18 protein-coding genes are annotated in these 17269 nt (G+C 44.4%); 14 read left to right on the top strand and 4 right to left on the bottom strand.

Going from position 1 to position 17269, the window contains the following annotated elements; all coding sequences use genetic code 11:
• Positions 1 to 202 precede the first annotated feature (202 nt).
• The 3 genes from BN3769_RS13030 to BN3769_RS13020 are packed head-to-tail and all read right to left on the bottom strand — an operon-like array spanning position 203 to position 3104.
• Positions 203 to 1252 carry an NAD(P)/FAD-dependent oxidoreductase gene (locus BN3769_RS13030; RefSeq protein WP_068471269.1) on the bottom strand — a complete coding sequence of 350 codons (1050 nt, stop codon included), beginning with the start codon at positions 1250 to 1252 and terminating at the stop codon, positions 203 to 205.
• The gene (locus BN3769_RS13025; protein ID WP_228840702.1) at positions 1249 to 1983 is read right to left on the bottom strand and encodes a methyltransferase domain-containing protein; all 735 of its coding nucleotides are present in this window, start codon (positions 1981 to 1983) and stop codon (positions 1249 to 1251) included. Before BN3769_RS13025 ends, BN3769_RS13030 begins: the two co-directional genes overlap by 4 nt.
• A gap of 20 nt (positions 1984 to 2003) precedes the next feature.
• Positions 2004 to 3104, bottom strand: coding sequence for a type III polyketide synthase (locus tag BN3769_RS13020; protein WP_068471268.1), 1101 nt, complete (start codon positions 3102 to 3104; stop codon positions 2004 to 2006).
• A 111-nt stretch (positions 3105 to 3215) separates the two neighbouring features.
• Between BN3769_RS13020 and BN3769_RS13015 the strand changes: the two genes are divergently transcribed.
• From BN3769_RS13015 to BN3769_RS13005, 3 genes are all read left to right on the top strand, one after another.
• On the top strand, positions 3216 to 3686 hold the full coding sequence (locus BN3769_RS13015) for a nucleoside deaminase (protein ID WP_068471267.1): 471 nt from the start codon (positions 3216 to 3218) through the stop codon (positions 3684 to 3686).
• A 119-nt stretch (positions 3687 to 3805) separates the two neighbouring features.
• Positions 3806 to 4684, top strand: a complete 879-nt coding sequence (locus BN3769_RS13010; RefSeq protein WP_068471266.1) for a hypothetical protein — start codon at positions 3806 to 3808, stop codon at positions 4682 to 4684.
• 194 nt (positions 4685 to 4878) lie between these two features.
• Positions 4879 to 5250, top strand: coding sequence for a hypothetical protein (locus tag BN3769_RS13005; RefSeq protein WP_068471265.1), 372 nt, complete (start codon positions 4879 to 4881; stop codon positions 5248 to 5250).
• Positions 5251 to 5293: 43 nt separating this feature from the next.
• Here the strand turns inward: BN3769_RS13005 and BN3769_RS13000 are convergent, their stop codons facing one another.
• On the bottom strand, positions 5294 to 5719 hold the full coding sequence (locus tag BN3769_RS13000; RefSeq protein ID WP_068471264.1) for an iron dependent repressor, metal binding and dimerization domain protein: 426 nt from the start codon (positions 5717 to 5719) through the stop codon (positions 5294 to 5296).
• A 232-nt stretch (positions 5720 to 5951) separates the two neighbouring features.
• Between BN3769_RS13000 and BN3769_RS12995 the strand changes: the two genes are divergently transcribed.
• From BN3769_RS12995 to BN3769_RS12940, 11 genes are all read left to right on the top strand, one after another.
• On the top strand, positions 5952 to 6647 hold the full coding sequence (locus BN3769_RS12995; RefSeq protein WP_068471263.1) for a hypothetical protein: 696 nt from the start codon (positions 5952 to 5954) through the stop codon (positions 6645 to 6647).
• Positions 6648 to 6728: 81 nt separating this feature from the next.
• Complete coding sequence (locus BN3769_RS12990) at positions 6729 to 7451, top strand: alanine--tRNA ligase-related protein (protein WP_068471262.1); 723 nt, start codon at positions 6729 to 6731, stop codon at positions 7449 to 7451.
• Between the two features lie 17 nt (positions 7452 to 7468).
• On the top strand, positions 7469 to 8269 hold the full coding sequence (locus BN3769_RS12985) for a glutaminyl-peptide cyclotransferase (protein WP_079989566.1): 801 nt from the start codon (positions 7469 to 7471) through the stop codon (positions 8267 to 8269).
• Positions 8270 to 8273: 4 nt separating this feature from the next.
• Positions 8274 to 8948: an O-methyltransferase gene (locus tag BN3769_RS12980; RefSeq protein ID WP_068471261.1), complete on the top strand. Its 675-nt coding sequence runs from the start codon at positions 8274 to 8276 to the stop codon at positions 8946 to 8948.
• Positions 8949 to 9083: 135 nt separating this feature from the next.
• Positions 9084 to 9998: a phosphatase domain-containing putative toxin gene (locus tag BN3769_RS12975; RefSeq protein WP_068471260.1), complete on the top strand. Its 915-nt coding sequence runs from the start codon at positions 9084 to 9086 to the stop codon at positions 9996 to 9998.
• A 377-nt stretch (positions 9999 to 10375) separates the two neighbouring features.
• The gene (locus tag BN3769_RS12965) at positions 10376 to 12043 is read left to right on the top strand and encodes a glycoside hydrolase family 3 protein (RefSeq protein WP_154017925.1); all 1668 of its coding nucleotides are present in this window, start codon (positions 10376 to 10378) and stop codon (positions 12041 to 12043) included.
• Positions 12044 to 12925 carry a hypothetical protein gene (locus BN3769_RS12960; RefSeq protein ID WP_154017924.1) on the top strand — a complete coding sequence of 294 codons (882 nt, stop codon included), beginning with the start codon at positions 12044 to 12046 and terminating at the stop codon, positions 12923 to 12925.
• Between the two features lie 349 nt (positions 12926 to 13274).
• On the top strand, positions 13275 to 14393 hold the full coding sequence (locus BN3769_RS12955; RefSeq protein WP_068471257.1) for a hypothetical protein: 1119 nt from the start codon (positions 13275 to 13277) through the stop codon (positions 14391 to 14393).
• A 399-nt stretch (positions 14394 to 14792) separates the two neighbouring features.
• Complete coding sequence (locus BN3769_RS12950) at positions 14793 to 15374, top strand: biotin transporter BioY (RefSeq protein ID WP_068471256.1); 582 nt, start codon at positions 14793 to 14795, stop codon at positions 15372 to 15374.
• A 197-nt stretch (positions 15375 to 15571) separates the two neighbouring features.
• Positions 15572 to 15694: a hypothetical protein gene (locus BN3769_RS15160; protein WP_255354204.1), complete on the top strand. Its 123-nt coding sequence runs from the start codon at positions 15572 to 15574 to the stop codon at positions 15692 to 15694.
• A 125-nt stretch (positions 15695 to 15819) separates the two neighbouring features.
• Positions 15820 to 17205 (top strand): sodium:solute symporter family protein, encoded by a 1386-nt coding sequence (locus tag BN3769_RS12940; RefSeq protein WP_068471254.1) that lies wholly within the window; start codon positions 15820 to 15822, stop codon positions 17203 to 17205.
• The last annotated feature ends 64 nt before the right edge of the window (positions 17206 to 17269 follow it).

Genomic DNA, 17269 nt, shown 5'->3' with positions numbered 1-17269 from the left:
GACGGCTATCGTTTTGATAGGGGATAGGCTTTAGAAAAGATAGACGTTATGCCTGCTTTTCCTAAGCCCTTTTGGTTTCTTAAGCACCCTTAAATAAGGAGGCTTAAGTTATTTCTTTGTATTGCATCATTTGAAAATATTTGAAAAGAAATTTTTAAACGTCGAGCTAAGGAATACGCTCTAGCTATTAAAAGCGAATTGATTAGCGTGTAAAGTTAAAAAATGCATTGGCCAGGGAAGGAAAAAATTGACTTAACTGCAAGGCAAAATTGCCATACGCAGGATGCATCATAAGCTGATGCAAATATTTACCAAGGCGGATGGGTAGTTGATAACGCTTCTTCCAAGCATGCTTAAAACCTTTTTCATCTCCTCTTAAAGCATACTCGGCCGCTAAACAGCCGCTAGCGATGGCCATTGCCAAGCCATTTCCGCAAGCTGGCGGAATAGTCCCTGCCGCATCTCCGATAAAATAAGCATTGGGCCAGTTGGGAACAGCTTTCATGCCAAGCTCTGGAATGGGGGCTTGCATCCAACCTGAAAATAGGTTTTCTCCTTTGGAAAGATAATCGTCTAGAACGGGATGAAGAAGGCGCAAAGAGTGGATGAAAGTGTCTGAAGATTCTGCTTGCTGAAAGTGTTCAAGGCGGGCTAAGCAAGCAATATTAAAATGGCCATTTTCAATAGGCGAAATGCCGAGATAAGCGCCAGGAAAAGCAAACATTTCCAATGCATTCTCAATAGGTAAGCCCTTAAAATGGGCTTTAAGCCCCATATAGCGAAAAGAAGGGAGCGGACTGAAACCCGGCAGGCGGCCTGTTGCGATTAGCAAATGAGCCGTCCGGATAATTTGTCCGGATTCTAGCGTTAATTCGTGCAAATGGGAAGCGCCGGAAGCAGGGGTCAAGGCTTCTACTTTAGTGGACGTCAATAGCTGAACGCCAAGTTTTTGTGCATGAGCGGCCAAAGCCGGATCCAGCTGCCAATGGGATAAACTGCCGGCCGGCGAGGGAAAAGAAAAAGTGAAGGAGCGGGATGGTGTGCGAAAACACGCATGGGAAAGTAGGATGGGGGAAATCTGCCAACGCTCTAATAGAGGCAGACAGCTAGGAGAAAGAAATTCACCGCATACTTTATGGGATGGATAGATCCCGGCTTCTATGAGCAAAGGATCAGCGCCTAGCTCGGCTAGGCGGATGGCTGCGCAAAGTCCAGCCACGCCTCCCCCTAAAATGGTAAACGTTGTTTTCATATCTTGTCGAGCGCTCTCTCTTTAAGGGGCAAGTTGGCTGTGTCTATGATAATCATCCAACGAAATGCCCAATGCCAGTTAATGGAGCAACGCTCAAGCGGAATTCCTGCTGCCTGAAGATAAAATAGCCAGTCTTTGCGCTTAAAGGCGCGTTGGATGGAAAGAAGCCCGTCATGCCACACAAGCCGATTGGGAAATAGAAAAGGCATGATGGCGGAAAATCCTAGCCAAGCCAAAGGATGGCGGTGAAGGTCGTTCAAAATGATGGCTTGTTTGGCAATACGGAATGCTTGCTTGAGAAAATCAATCAGCTCGCTGTCCGACAAGTGATGGCAGACAAGCGTTGCGGTAATGATATCAAATGCGCCAGGGGAATAGTCCAAATGAGGAGAAGGTGGAACCTGAAAAGAAAGATTAGATAAAGGGGGATGCCTGGAGACTAAGTGCTCTTGAGCGAAATCTATAGCCTCTTGCGAAAGGTCGATGCCGGCCACCTGTGCATGTGGATAGCGTTCGGCTAGGCGCATGGTAAATAGGCCCCCTCCGCACCCCACATCCAAAATTGAGCGGGGAGAAGAAAGTCTGTCGAAGGCCCAATAAGTGGCGCGGTCCCCTCCCAACCAACGTCCGACACGATCGAGCTGATAGAGGCAATCGCGGTATTGGGAGGGCGTATAGTAAGCGGGACCCAAGTCGATCCATTCCGGCTGATTCAGCCTGTGCTTCATCATTTGATCGATGCCTCTTTTGTTTATTCTCGCTCAATCGGCCGACGCAAGAGCATGCCTTCAATGGACAAGCCCGGGCCAAAAGCCAAGCCAACCGACCAAGGCTTCTGTTTTGGCTGCGCAATCAAGCGCTCCAAGATGAATAGAAAAGTTGCGCTTGACATGTTCCCGTAATCGGCCAATATCTCCCACGATGCGCGCGTTTGATCCTCATTAAGCTGCATAGCTTTCTCAACGGCTTGTAAAATGGATTTTCCTCCAGGATGGATGGCCCAGTCGCAGGTATAATAATTAAGATCGGAAGGAAGAAGCTCCTGAACAAAAGCCTTAATCGATTTGCCGATTAAGACGGGAACTGTATGGGATAGGCGGATGAGGAATCCTTGGTCGCTTGCTTCCCAAGACATCTTGTCTAAAGATTTTTCCAGTCCCATTGAGTGCGTATTGACGATTTCCCATAAAGGCGTCTCTTGTGGATGGGGATGGATTCCAATGACGGCCGCTGCCGCTCCATCGGCAAATAAGGCATTGGCGGTCAATGTTTCCAAGTCAAGATCAGATTGCAAATGAAGGGAACAGAGCTCCGTGCAGACAACAAGGATGCGATGGGCCGGATTTTCCTTGGCAAAGGCCTGGGCGACGGATAGCCCTTTGAAGGCTCCAAAGCATCCCATGAAATTGATTCCCAATCGATTGACTGTAGGCTTTAAGCCTACTAAGCGGATTAAGTCGAATTCAATTCCCGGAGCAACAACGCCCGTGCAAGAGACGGAAATGACATGCGTGATAAGGGAGGGATCGCCGCCCCAGCTTTGCAACGCTTTTTTAGCGGCTTCGCAAGCGAGCTTAGGCGCCTCTTTTTTATACATCTCGTTGCGCTCCGACATGCCGGGCGCATTTTTAGGATAATCGCTTCCCCAGAAATGCCACCCCTCCCTTTCCTTTTTAAAATCATTGACGACAGAATGGCGCGTCTGAATGGCCGAGTTTTGATACATCTTTCTGATAAATTGTTCCTTGTCTTCTGGAGGGGAAAGAATGTGGATAAATTTCTCCGCTGCCTCTTCTTGACTGTACTGATAAGGAGGAACTGTGGTGGCTAACCCTAAAATCCAAGCTTTCATACTTTTCTTCGCTCAATTGTTTTTTTATATCATGCATAGGTTAAATTTTAGGTCATCTAAAACCATGCAAATGATATAAAATTATTGATCACTTTAACATTAGGAAAAGTCATGTCCCACTATATGGATTTAGCAGTCAAGAGCGCCCACCAAGGAATAGAGAAAGATGAGGGAGGCCCATTCGGCGCTTGCATCGTTGACAAGACAGGAAACATCCTGGCAATTACGCATAATACCGTTTTGAAGGATCACGATCCGACTTGCCATGCGGAAATGAATTGCATTCGCGAAGCGAGCCGTAAATTGGGCACCCATATTTTATCTGACTGCGTGCTTTATACAACGGCAGAGCCTTGCCCTATGTGCTTGGCTGCTATCTATTGGGCCCGCATCAAAAAAGTCTATGTCGGAGTGAAGCGGGATTGTGCAGCGGATTATGGTTTTGACGACGCCTTTTTTTACGAACAGCTGCAGCTTCCAATGAATGAGCGGGATGTTAAAGTTGAATTTGAATCTGAGTCTTCGAGACCATGCGAAGAAGTGTTTGCTAAGTGGCGCCAGCTCCAACGTCGCTTATATTAAATTGAGTGTTGCGTTCTTTCTGCTCAGTCGGATCGATTGACAGGAAGAAAATCCTCTTCTATAATACATGATTCCAATAGAGTCCTTCTCCTTCTTAACTGTATAATGAAGAGGAAATAATGCGCATTAAATCTTATTTATTCATGATTGGCTTGGCTAGCGCTTTGTCTGCTGCCTCCCTGCCGTTTTATGTAGCTGCTCAAGCGCATGCTCAAGACTGGGCGATTGGCCAGCAGTGGGTGGAAGGTATTGAAAAAGGCTATCAATCAGGGCGCTATGCAAGCATTCTTAAGCAGATAGACGAGACTTATCAGCAGCGCAAGCAAGAGGGCGCTTGGCAAGCGCTCAAGCAGCAAGCGGAACAGGCCCTTGAACAATATGGCTCAGAGAAAGATCTCGAAAAACAAGCGAATCTTTTTAAAGAGCAATCAGAGAATATAAAAAAAGAGACCAACCAGAAATTATTAGAAATTGCTAAAGCCTATCCTCAAGATCCCGTTGCTAAAATTATTGAAGCTTACTTGGCAGCACCGACGCTTTCTCCTGAACAAAAGCAAGCCCTAATTTTCCTTAACAACAAGCTTATTTATTCAAAAGAACCCGCTTCTTCGCCGCTTCTCAAGCAGTGCCAAGAGGTGGCCCTTGAATACCATTTCAAAAGACTTATCGTCCAAGTCCAAGGAATAGAAAATTCCGGTAAAAAACTAACCGATGCCGATAAAGAGGCGGAAGAGGCTGCTTTAAACCTGCAAAAGTTCGACCGTTTGGAACAGCTGGCAAGCGAGCAGGGGGATGACAGTTTGCTTCAGACAATCCAATTAGGCAGGCAAGCCTATCTAATCCGTGCCGCCTATCAGCACAACCAACACTATTTAGCGGAGTTGGGCAGAGGGAAAAAAGAGCCCGAAACAGAGGCGGAAAAGGAAGTGGCCAAGGTCATGAGAATGAACCGGGATAAAACGCTTAACTTGATGAAGCAATACCGCTTTTTGCCTTAGAGGATGCCTTAAAGCCGCTAATGACCTAGATTCGCGTTCTTTTCCCCTAGGAAGCGATAGGAGAAAATACCTTCAAATATCGATTGTTATGGGTTTTAATACACCCTCTTAAAGGATCCATGCGGTTTAGAGCCGGCTAAAGAGCAATTAAGAAACGATAAAAACCGCTCCTCATCATTCAATTAAAGGTAAGAATGAGAATATCTACAGATTTTGTTTGCATATTCCCTGGCATTCAACAGGTTGTCGGAGTGGCGACTATTTTATCCAATTCTGTCAAAGCGATTTATGATTTAGCGCGAGCCCTCTTTACTTTAACTTGGAAAAACTCGTCCGCCCTATATGAAGAAAGAGCACAAGCTCTCAATGCTCCCGCTGAACTGAAAAAGATTGAAAAGCGCATTTTGTCCCTTCCCGGTTATCAGTTTGAGCTTCATACGTTATATATGCTCATTGGAATTATCCGGGCGATTCCTGTTCTGGGCACACTCTATTCTGCCGGGGTTTGCTGGGGAAATGTGAAATGGACGCAAATCATCGATGAGCCTGCTCGCCAAATTGGTTAAGTTCTCAAAGTTGTATAATCGAGCTGCTTTAATTTGACATGTCTTATTGCAAGGTCTGCAGATGAGCCTCGATTGCGCTCAAGGTTGTCGCACTGATGTGATGCTCGATTCCTTCCACATCTATTGCCGCAATGCTTTCCGGTACGCCTAATTTGATTAAAAACTCAAAAAGGATGAGATGCTTCCTTTTTGAAAAAGCGGCCATTTCTTGTCCTTTAGGCGTTAAATAAATATGATGCTCCTCTTTAAGGATATACCCGTCCCGCATGAGCTTTTTAAGCGTTTTCACGACACTGACATGCGAAATACCCATTTCTCTAGCAATATCGCATACGCGCGCATGGCCTTTTGCCTGAATCAAATCTCCAATTAATTCCGTATAGTCTTCTACTACCTCGGTTAAACGCTGGAGTCTTGTTTCTTTAAAATGCGCCGCTCTTTGGCTGCCGGAGACTGTTTCCGAAGTCATTTTTTGTCCTTTATCAAACAGGATGGAACTCACTTAAAAGCTGTTCATTTTATGCTTTTTTTAACTGAAATCCAATCTAAAAATCCAAAAATTGCGCATTGTCTCTATTCCTCCCTCCCGTTTTGATATTCGTATTTACCTAATTGTAAAACCTTTAAGTCGTTAGCTTGACATGTAACTGTGGATACATGTAGCCTTGGTTACACAAATCGCAATTAAACAAGGTTTTTTTATGACAACTTTATCTCTTTCTTCGTCTTCCGTTTTTGAAATGAATCAAAAGGAAGAAGGCATCTCAGAATCTGTGAATAGTGAGACAAAAGATGTGTGCATAGATATTCGACCGACGGCGGACGCACGCACGCGCACGTTGGCTAAATTTCAAATTGAACAGGACCTGCAGCCTACGCTCATAAAAATTAACGAAAGAAAAGCGCGAAAACTGACTCTGAAGCGCTTGGCCCCGCTCGTATTAAAAGGATTGTTGAAAGAGTTAAGAAATCAGCCTTTGACAACGATGGGAAAAGCCTCTTTAGTCGGCATTTCCATTTTATTTTTATATCCTCTCGTTTTAAGCGCAATGGCTTGCTTGAATCCTTTTCGTCTTGAAAATCCAAACGATATCTTTTCTTCCGATACGGCAGTGGCCAATGAAGCTACTCAACTATACTCCAATACAGGCCACTCTGTCGGGTATATATGGGAAGGATTGGGAATAACCGCATGCGCCTTGACTCTTTTAATCAGACAAAGCTATCAGAAGGCGGCAGGAGAAATCATTGAAAAAATCTACCGGCCTTGCTTGGAAGATCCGCTATTGACTAAGGAGCAAAGCGACTTTTTATATAAAAGGCGAGAAAAGGAGCTGGCGCAATATGGCCTCATGAGCCCGTTGCCTTCCGCAATAAAACAGTCTATCGAGGTGTAAAATAGTTAAAGTTTATATTGATTGTAAAAAATATACAATATGTATAAATTTGGATCGCTCAATTGAAAAGGACATTTTTTTATGACAGAGCTTCTCTATTTAACAGATCCCTATTTGCAAGAGGGGGAAGCGGTCTTGCTGGAGGTGGCATTAGAAGAGGGAGGGCGCTGGAAGGTTATTTGCAATCAGACGATTTTTTATCCCATAGGGGGCGGACAGCCAACGGATCAGGGGGAGTTTCTTTTTGCTGATGGAGAGAAGGCGTTTGTTTACCAAGTTTTGATGAAGGAAGGGCGGCCTGTTCATTTCCTTCAATCGATGAGGGAGCCGAAAGAGGGAGAACGCGTGATCCAACGCCTGGATTGGACCAGGCGCTTTAAACACATGCGCATTCATTCAGCCGGACATGTGATTGATTTTGCTTTGCACCAAATGGGCTATTGTCCTCATCCGCTTTATCCTTTAAAAGGCGATCATGGTAAGAAGCCCTCGATTCTCTATCAGGGTATTTTAGCAGGGGATATTAAAGAAGAATTGGAAGCTGCCGCTAATGAATTGGTTAAGCGCAATTTGCGTTTTACTTGGTCCTTTAAATCTTTAGAAAACCTTCAAGAAGAGGCCATCTATCTGCAGCCGGGGCTGCCTAAAAATAAACCCTTGCGTGCTTTGCACTTGGAAGGCGTAGGAAGCGTTGCAGATGGAGGAACAATTGTTTCGCGAACGGGGGAAATTGGAGAAATAAGCATTAAATCTATTGAACAAAAACAAGGGACTACGCAAATTTATTATCAGATTAAAGAATAGAGGGGCTTGGGCTTGCGATGAGGAAGCGGAGCATTCTATGGGCCGGGTGGTTGGTACTCCTTGTTGCCTGGTTGATACACATAAGCCTGACTCCGCTTTTCGGGGAAAAAGTTGATCATTTAGTTCCCGAAGTGATCTCTACGCTGCCTCATGATCCGTCTGCTTTTACTCAAGGGCTTCTCATTGATCAAGAGGATCTTTATGAGAGCACGGGCCTGTATGGCAAGTCTAGCCTAAGGCGCTTGAATTTAAAAACGGGAGAAATTCTCGACCAGATCCTGCTGCCGGAAGATCAATTCGGCGAAGGCGTGACTTACTGGCAGGGACGTTTGATTCAATTGACATGGAAAGAAGAAGTCTCTTTAGTTTATCAACCTAAGCCTTTAGCTCTTTTATATCAACTGGCTTATGAAGGAGAAGGATGGGGGCTGTGCACGGATGGGCAGTCGCTTTTGATGACCAACGGCTCGAGCCAAATTCTACAACGAGATCCCTCGACTTTGGCTGTGCAAAAAACGCTTAATGTCTCCTTCAAAGGGCAAACAATTTCTCGCCTAAACGATTTGGTCTGTGTGGGAAATGATATTTATGCTAATGTATGGAGAACAAATTATATTATTCGAATCGATAAAACATCCGGTAAGGTCACAGCTGTGATTGATGCATCCGGCCTCTTGTCTGCCAAAGAACGGAAAGCGTTGGGAAAGGAAGCTGTCTTAAATGGGATTGCTTATCACGAAGCTACGCAAACTTTTTTTATTACAGGCAAATATTGGCCCTTGATTTTTGAAGTCCGCTTTGTCCCCGTTGCCAAATAATTCTATGAACGAGTCTCTTCCTCCTACCCATGAAATCAAAGATTATCTGGACCGACGCTTTGGGCAAGAAGATGAATTTTTGCACGCTATCCGCACGCATTCCCTAGAAAAAGGGCTTCCTGAAATTCAAATTCCCATTTATTTAGGCAGATTCCTCTACTTGATGGCCAAGATCCAAGCGGCAGAACGCATTTTGGAAATTGGCGTTCTTGGCGGCTATAGCACCGTTTGCCTAGCCCGGGCGCTGCCTCCCCAAGGGAAATTATTGTCTTTGGAGATCAATCCCTTCTATGCACAAATAGCCCAAGATCATCTTGTCCAAGCCGGCCTTGCTCACTGCGTAGAAATCAGGCTAGGACATGCGGTCGACCAGCTCGCCCAGCTGGCAGCTGAGAATCTTTCCGCTTTCGACTTAATCTTCATAGATGCAGATAAGGAAAATAATGCCTTATACTTGGATTGGGCCTTGCATGTTTCACGGCCAGGCTCTCTTATCTTAATCGATAATCTGATTCCTAAAGGACCCAAGGTCGGTTATCCTAGCCATCAAGAGGCTGAGGTCATTTACGCGTTCAATGATTATTTGGCGCGTCATCCTCGCTTGGAATCAGTCGTCATTCCCACGCTTGTCGGACCGAGTGGCCGCTTAGATGGTCTGGCTGTCGTTCGCGTTATTTAGGCTAAACTGAATCAATTTTGAATTTATTAAAAATATTTCTTAATAAATAATTTACATTACTTTAAAAAATTATTTTGTTATAATACGACTTTATTATTAAAATAAATCCTCTTTAAATAATATTAATTACCATCTATGAAATCATTTATTTTTACTATTATTTTGGCTCTCTCTTCCTATCTGATCGGCCAATCTTTTCTTTGTCCGTCTCATCCCAGCTTGTATCCGATCTTTGATCCTCGTCTTTCGGAAGCTTTGCCGTCGAAATGGCGAACAATGGCAGAGGCTGATTCTCTTGTTCAGCAATCCGAGTCAATTAGTTTAGAGGGATTGACTGGTCTGCAGGCATCGGGAAGCGCGCAGTTTTCAGAGGAAAGTTTTTTATCCTTAGTTTGCCAAGTGCCGACTTCCCATCTCGTTGTCTTGGATTTAAGAGAAGAATCGCATGGGTTGATCAATGGATTGGCCGTAAGCTGGACAGATGGAAAAGCGAACTACGGAAATAAGGGAAAATCCTTGGAGGAAGTGGAGGCCGATGAGCAAAGACGGCTGCAGCTAGCCCTTCAATCCGGCACGATTCTTATTGATCCACATGGAAAGTCCTATCAAGTTGAAGTAAAAGAAGTAAAAACTGAGAGGGAATTGATCGAATCATTTGGATTTACCTATATACGGTTGCCGGTGACCGATCATCATCGGCCTTCCGACCAAGCCGTCGATCAATTTATTGCCTTGGTCAAGGCGCTTCCTTCCAATAGTTGGATTCATTTTCATTGCAAAGGGGGCAAGGGGCGGACAACGACTTTTATGGCTTTGTATGATATGATGTTAAATGCCACGAAGGTGCGGTTCGAGGATATTTTGGATAGACAGAAAGCTTTAAGGGGATCGGATCTTTTTGACCTTAGCAAGCCAGACAGCTATAAACAGGAACCGGCTGTAGAACGATTAAGGTTCGTCAGGGATTTTTATACCTATTGCCGGCAAGTTCCGGATTTCCGTCTTTCTTGGTCAGAGTGGGTGGCTCAGCAATCCGCCCCTAATCTATAAGCAATAGGGCTTTCAAACTCTCTACCGAAGTAAATTCAAGAGTGGTTTTTCAATTGATAGGGTCAAGTAAGAATTTCTTCTATTTAATCCGGGTTTGGAGTTTTTTTATCCCTTTGGACTGATGTGAAAGCGCTTGCCAATTGTTTATCCCTGAGGCTTTGACGCAGTCTAAAGAGCAAAAAAACTCCAAATTCAGGTATTTAAGATCTTTATTCTCATCTTTATTTTCCTGAAATGCGAGATTTGCTATAAAGACACCCTCTAAGAGCCTGGATTCGAGTTCTTTTCCTAGGGAGAAAATTATCTCGAATAGAGGCAACTGCGAGTTTTAAGAAATCTCTAAACGTCTTTTCTTCATCTTTATATATTTGCTTTTTATGTTTCGTCCCGCGATCGGCTTCTTTTTAGATCTGGCTTTTTTATTCCTAAGATGGAGCGTCATTCCCTTGATTTGCTTTTTCTCACCGCTCAATAGCAGTTTGTTTCCTTCTTTAGATGAATTGACAATAGAAGAAAAAGTCGGTCAGCTGCTTCTTGTCCATTTTCACGGGGAAATCAACAACGTGGACTCGGAGCGTCTCATTCAAGAGGCTCATGTAGGCGGGTTCATTTATTATCAATGGGCTAATGGACTGCATTCTCCCGGACAAATCAGTGCTCTTAGCGCCGGCTTGCAATCAGCTGCCCTGCAAAAGGCAAAGGGAATTCCGTTGTTTATTGCAGTGGACCAAGAAGGAGGCGTTGTCAATCGTTTAAAAAAAGGCTTTACGGTTTTTCCAGGCAACTATGCCTTAGGGCAAACCCATCAGCCTGATTGGGCGGAAGAATGCGCTTATGCAGTTGGCCAAGAGCTTAGGACTGTTGGCGTCAATATGAATTTAGCTCCCGTTGTCGATGTCAATAGCAATCCCTTTAATCCCATTATCGGCATTCGCGCTTTTAGCTTTGATCCGGAACAAGTCGCTTTATTTGGGGCTAGGGCGCTTGCTGGCTATACGCGCGCCGGCATTATTGCGACCCTGAAGCATTTTCCTGGGCATGGAGATGTAAAAATCGACTCGCATGAGAGCCTGCCCATCTTGAATAAATCGCGGCACGATCTGCAACAGACTGAATGGCCTCCTTTTTATCTGTTGAGCCATCAAGCGCCAGCCATCTTGACAGCTCATTTGCTTATCCCTGCTTTAGATCAGGAGCATTGCGCCACGTTTTCTTCTGCCATTATTGACGGTCTGTTAAGAAAGGAATGGGGATATAGGGGGGTGGTCCTAACCGATTCTTTAGTCATGCAAGGGCTTTTGGATCAGTGCCCTTCTATAGAAGAAGCGGCTTTGAATAGCCTGCAAGCGGGTCACGATATTATTTTATTGGGAGGAAAGCAACTGCTGAGCCATCAGCAGGGATTGGAATTGACCACCGAAGATATTTTAAAAATTCACCGCTTCTTGGTCAATGCCGTCCAGCAAGGAGTGTTGGCCGAAGAGCGGCTTGATCAATCGGTTCAGCGTATTTTGGCCCTTAAGCAGGCTTATAGGTTGCTTGATCCGCAACCTGATGGGACTTGCTTAGATCAGCTGGTTGAACAGCATAATCAATTGGCTGAAAAAATCGCTTGCACGGCTATCAATGTGGTTTCCAGTCAATTTCCTCTTCCCTTAAATCTGCAAGATCGATCAATTGTCGTTATTGCGCCTGCTGTTTTGCGGGAAGAGCTGGAGCAGACGCAGTGGACAGCTATGGAAGGGCAGGCAAAATTACTTTACTTTGATGACTTAAATCCTTCAAGCGAACAAGTTCAAGCACTAACCAAAATAGCCGGCCAGGCTGACTTCTGCTTTTTCTTTTCCTATAATTGCTGGAAACATGCCCAGCAAGTAAAATTATTTGAGCACATATGCAAAAAATGCCCCCAGGCTGTTGCGATTGCTGTTCGCAATCCAACTGATGCGGTTCTCCTGCAGTCTGCTGCTGTTCTTGTCTGTACTTTCGGTACGACAGCTTATTCTCTTGAAGCGGCTAAAAATGTTTTAATGAATGGAATGTAAATGAATAAAGCTTGGTGGAGCGGACTTGTCCCGCTTGTCTTAATTGCCGCAATTGGCACCTATTTTCCCTGCGACCACTCCATCCATCTTTCCTCTGAAGAAGCGCACTATATGGGGAAACAAATTTGGCACAATGAATGCGCGGGCAAACGAGCGGGCTTGACGACATGGAATGAAGGGGAGGAATTCGCTTCTCTTGGAATCGGCCATTTCATTTGGTATCCGGATGAAGGAGAGAAAAGAGTCTTTAAAGAAACGTTTCCCTCCTTGCTCGCTTTTTTCCTGCAACAAGGGGTCGATTTGCCTGATTGGCTTCGAGAGGCTCGCGGATGCCCCTGGAAAACGCGCCAAGAATTTCAGCAAGCCCAGCAAAGCCCTCTCATGGAAGAGCTACGCCAGCTTCTTATCGATCATATTGACTTGCAAGTGCAATTTATGGTGGAGCGTCTGCAGCGCGCTTTACCGTCCCTCTTAAAAAATCTTACAGTGGGCCAGCAAGAGCACATCGCTTACCAGTTCCATCGCTTAGCCCACCACTCGCATGGACTTTTTGTGTTGCTTGACTATATCAACTTTAAAGGGGAAGGCCTGTCCACGCATGAGCGCTATAACGGGCTAGGATGGGGACTTTTGCAAGTGCTGGAAAAAATGTCCGGAACAGCTTCCGGCAGAACTGCCATTGAAGAATTCATTCAAAGCGCCCAAGCCATCTTAGCCCAGCGCGTTGATAATGCGCCGCCAGAAAGAAAAGAGCAGCGCTGGCTGAAAGGATGGCATAATCGTCTAGACTCTTATCTGCGCTTTTCCCTTCTCGAATCCATGAGCGAATCTAGAATAGGAATGGAAAAAAGCCAGGGAGAAGGGCAAAAAGCAGCGACTTAGAAAGATATTAAAACTCAGGTAACATAGATAAGCAAACGCCCTCCTAGATTGAACAAACCACGCAAGTGACGGGGCTTAAAGTAGTTTCAGAGGATGTTAAATTCCTTGTTTTCAAGGATTAATCTTAGCATTTTTAATCCAATCTCTCAAACGGCCTTTTTATTGATCGATTGTTAGCCGTATCCTTCTCTATCCAATTTTTTTATCAAATAACTAAGTTGCTTAGTTGATTAGATTAATAAATGATTATACTAATATTTAGTGATTGTTTGTTTTTTTTTATTTTGATTGATAAATATTTATTTGTTAAATTGTTTTGTATTTATTCTATTTTGTAAGAGAAGTGTTTATGAATTCAACAATATCTGCTTTAAGTTCTTCAGCACCTTTGATGCCTTTGCTTCCAACAGAGGCAAAAAGTCAAACGGGTACTCCAGATTTTATTTCTTTATTCGTCGCTTATTTTCAAGCGATTGCTCAGGACAGCTACGAACGCCAGCAAGTTTGCAAAGAGGGGGATGGTTCGCTTAATTTTTCTGAAGCTAAAGATGTGTTGAGTAAGGGCTGTTGGTATCCTTACGACTATTATCGGGCATTAAAAAAATTCAAGCAAGAAGACCGTTTAACATGGCTTGTTAAGCAATGTGCTTTTTATCATGGGTTGTCTCCGCTCAAATTCTTCTCGTATGTAGAAGACACGGATAGGTCGGTTTCAGGAAAGAAGATGTTTACGTTTAAAATTAAAGACAACATACAGCCCTCTCGCGCTTTAGATGCCTTTAATGAGACCATGAGCTTATTAGATTGCGGAACTATCTGTCATCTAGCTGCAGCTCGCGCCTTGCGAGATCTCATCACTCCGGAAAAATTCGACGCTTTATTTTCTGCCAATTCGAAACGGCGATTTTGCTTATCTTTCAAACAAGATTCTTCTTTAAATGGTTTATTTGATCACGTATCCATCAAGAATGAAAGTGAGATTAAAAAAGGGGATATTTGCCATTTCGCTTCGATTGTCAACTATGTATTCAAGCATCCTTTTGGTGAAGCGCGAGGCTTTAACGTCCTGTGTCTAGATGAAAACAACCACACCTATTTAGGACTAGGGTTGTCGCCGAAAGGGGTTAATAGCCAGCAGATCGAACAGAAACTTCATGAAGCTTATAATCAAGATCCTATAGAAGAAGGCTTTCTCCCGGCTGTGATATGGTCAAAAACCTTTTCTAATAGTTTATGCTGTAATGAGCAAAAGAGCCGTGATCTTGTTGATTCCTTGAAAGATGATAAAGTCACCTGGGAAGAATTTCAGGAACAGCCTTCAAGAAATCAAAGAATTTACGGACAGCCTGCAGACGGTAAATTAAGTTTGTCCGTTTGGAGGCCAAATATAGAGCGCATTCAAAAGCTGGTAAAAGCCCCGTTATCTCAAGTTGGGCGTGTTTTCGATAGCTTTGATTACCTGCTTTGAGAGTTGTGCGAGCAGTCCTCTGATGCTATGAGCTGACTCGCTTGATAGGTAAGAAGCAAGCGGGATCAATCAGATTTTTTCTTAAAGGGTATTAAAGCGCAGGACGTCCTAGTTCGAATGAAAGAAGGCCCGGGTAAGGGAGTCATATTAAATCATATGGCTCCTTTATTCGGGCCTCTTAATTTCAATAGGCCATGGCAATTAGACGGCAATTTTTTTTTGGATTAGAAAAATAATTGATAAGGGGGTTTTGATACCCTCTTCGCACAGATTCGAGCCTGGCATTTTCTTTCTTTCATAGAGGAATAAAATTAAATAAAGATAGTTATAGTTGACGACTATAGAAAGATATGCATACAATGGAGAATGTTTTTCTAAACAAATCTGATAGGTGTTACGATGGTAATCACAGTTGATTTTGGCCATGCAGCCGCAGAGCCAACCCCTTTTATTAAAAGCTGGCGTTCTCTCCTTCAGGTTGTTGGAGCGTCTCTTTTCATTGCTCTTTGTAGCCAAATTAAAATTCATTTGCCGTTCACTCCTGTTCCTCTGACTTTGCAGACACTGGCAGTTTTATTGATAGGAGCGACTTTAGGCAGCCGTAAAGGAGCTGGGGCCGTCTTACTGTATTTCGCCCAGATTCTCATGGGAATGCCCGTTTTGTCCGGTGCGGCAGTTGATCCTTTAGTCTTTATTGGACCTAAAGGCGGTTATGTCCTTGGCTTTTTGCTCCAAGCTTATTGCATGGGATGGTTTGCCGAGAGAATGAAACAGTTTAACACGCAAGCGTTTTTTGTCGCTGGTTTAGTCGCTTGTGCCCTGGAGATGAGCTTAGGCGTTCTCATGCTAGCTCCTTTTGTTGGCTGGAATAATGTTCTCCTCATGGGAGTTTATCCGTTTATTCCAGGAGAAATCCTCAAGATCTTAGCAATGTGCGCCCTTCTCAAGCGTACAGCCCGCTTGCCCCTTGAGCAATCTTAAAAGCTTGCTTGCTGTTTAGAGTGGATCATGCCAATGATTCACTCTAGCATGGCTCTTGACAACTATCAATTTCTTTAATTCATTTGACTTTCAAGAAAAAGCCTGCTATAATGAGTTGCATTCATGTTCCTATTCTCTTATTTGTCTGTTAAGCGCGGGAATGGGGAAGTGAAAAACTTATAAAGAAGGAATTCAACATGCAACTTATCTGTTCTAATAAAAACGGCTATCGGCCGAGAGATCAAATCAATTCTTGCACGTCTTTCTTTTGCGTTCTTCCTTCCCATCATCGTCATCATCATTTTTTCCATTCTTGCTAATTTGCCTTTTTGAATTTTTTTACATTTAAATAAATCATTCTGATTCGCCCTTAGCTCTAACAGCTTCAACTTTCATTGTATGGCTGTTTTGCCTAAGAGGCTATACTAAGAGAAGGAATAAAAAGATGAACATGACATTATTTACGGGAATTTTGATTGTTTTGCAGATCATCTGCTTTCTGGCAGGCAAACGGGCATCTAAAAACTTACAAAATCAAAAAGATTATTTCTTGGCGGGAAAAGACGTGCAATTCTTCCCGCTCCTCATGACCTTTGTGGCAACTCAAATCGGAGGTGGGCTGGTCCTTGGTTCGGCTGAAGAGGCCTATCGATTTGGATGGACAGTGCTTTTCTATCCCTTAGGAGCCTGCTTGGGTTTTGTGCTGCTTGCCATGGGAATCGGCAAAAAACTGGCCCAATTCCAGGTCTCGACAGTCGCGCAATTATTTGAAGTGGTCTATCAATCACGCATGCTCAAGCAGATCGCCTCTTTGCTTTCCATTCTTTCGCTTTTCATGATCTTAGTTGCGCAAGTCATTGCTTCTAAAAAATTTATGGTGAGTTTGGGATTTGATCAAACGGCCTTTTTCATTGCCTTCTGGGTTGTCGTCGTTATTTATACCGTCATGGGGGGCCTTAAGGCGGTCGTTTCCATTGATATCATTCAAGCCTTGTTTTTCATGCTCATATTTTCCCTTGGATTTGGCTATGTGCTATATGCCAGTGATTTTTCTTTTGCCTCTACGTTGCAGTCGGGAATGAGCGGCGAGGCATTTGAGTTCAATGCCTCTAAGCTAAGCGGCTGGCTGCTCATGCCTTTGCTGTTCATGGTTATTGAACAGGACATGGCCCAGCGCTGCTTTGCGGCGCAATCGCCTCGCGTCGTTACGCGGGCGGCAGCTTGCGCGGCCTTTTGCACGCTGGCGATCTGCATTATTCCCGTTTTTCTTGGCGTATTGGGCAAGCAGGCAGGCATTGAAGTGCCTGCAGGATCCAGCGTTTTCATGGATGTCGCCCAAGCATTGACGACGCCGGCCCTCTCGGCCTTTTTAGGGTGTGCAGTCTTGATGGCCATTATTTCCACTGCCATTTCCCTGCTCAATGCTGTCAGCTCCAATCTCACGCAAGACTTTGATTTTTCATTGGTCCAAAAGTTGCGCAGCGTCACAGGCTCGCGCTGGATGACAGCTGGCATTGGCGTATTGGCGGTTGGCGGCTCCTTTTACTTTGGAGAAATCGTCGATCTCTTGATTCAAAGCTATGAGCTTTCCGTTTGCTGCCTATTTGTACCTGTCTTTGCAGCTCTATTTAAGGCTAAAGGGAATACCGTATCTGCCGGCTTGGCCATGGCGTTTGGCGGAATGGGCTTTGTGCTATTTCGCGTTTGGGAAGTTGAGTTTCCACGTGAAATCTTGAGCATTTTCCTTTCAGCTGCCGGATATGGCTTGGGCGAAGCATGGCTAAGCCTGAAGGCGCGCTCAAGCGAAAAAGCTGCCATGACATGCGAATGAAAGGATGAGCGTTGAAGCAGATGGGCCATTAGCGGTTTTGATACACCCTCTAATGGCTCGTTTT

The sequence above is a fragment of the Candidatus Protochlamydia phocaeensis genome (assembly GCF_001545115.1).
Lineage (GTDB): Bacteria > Chlamydiota > Chlamydiia > Chlamydiales > Parachlamydiaceae > Protochlamydia_A > Protochlamydia_A phocaeensis.
This window is presented reverse-complemented; position numbering and strand designations above follow the sequence as displayed.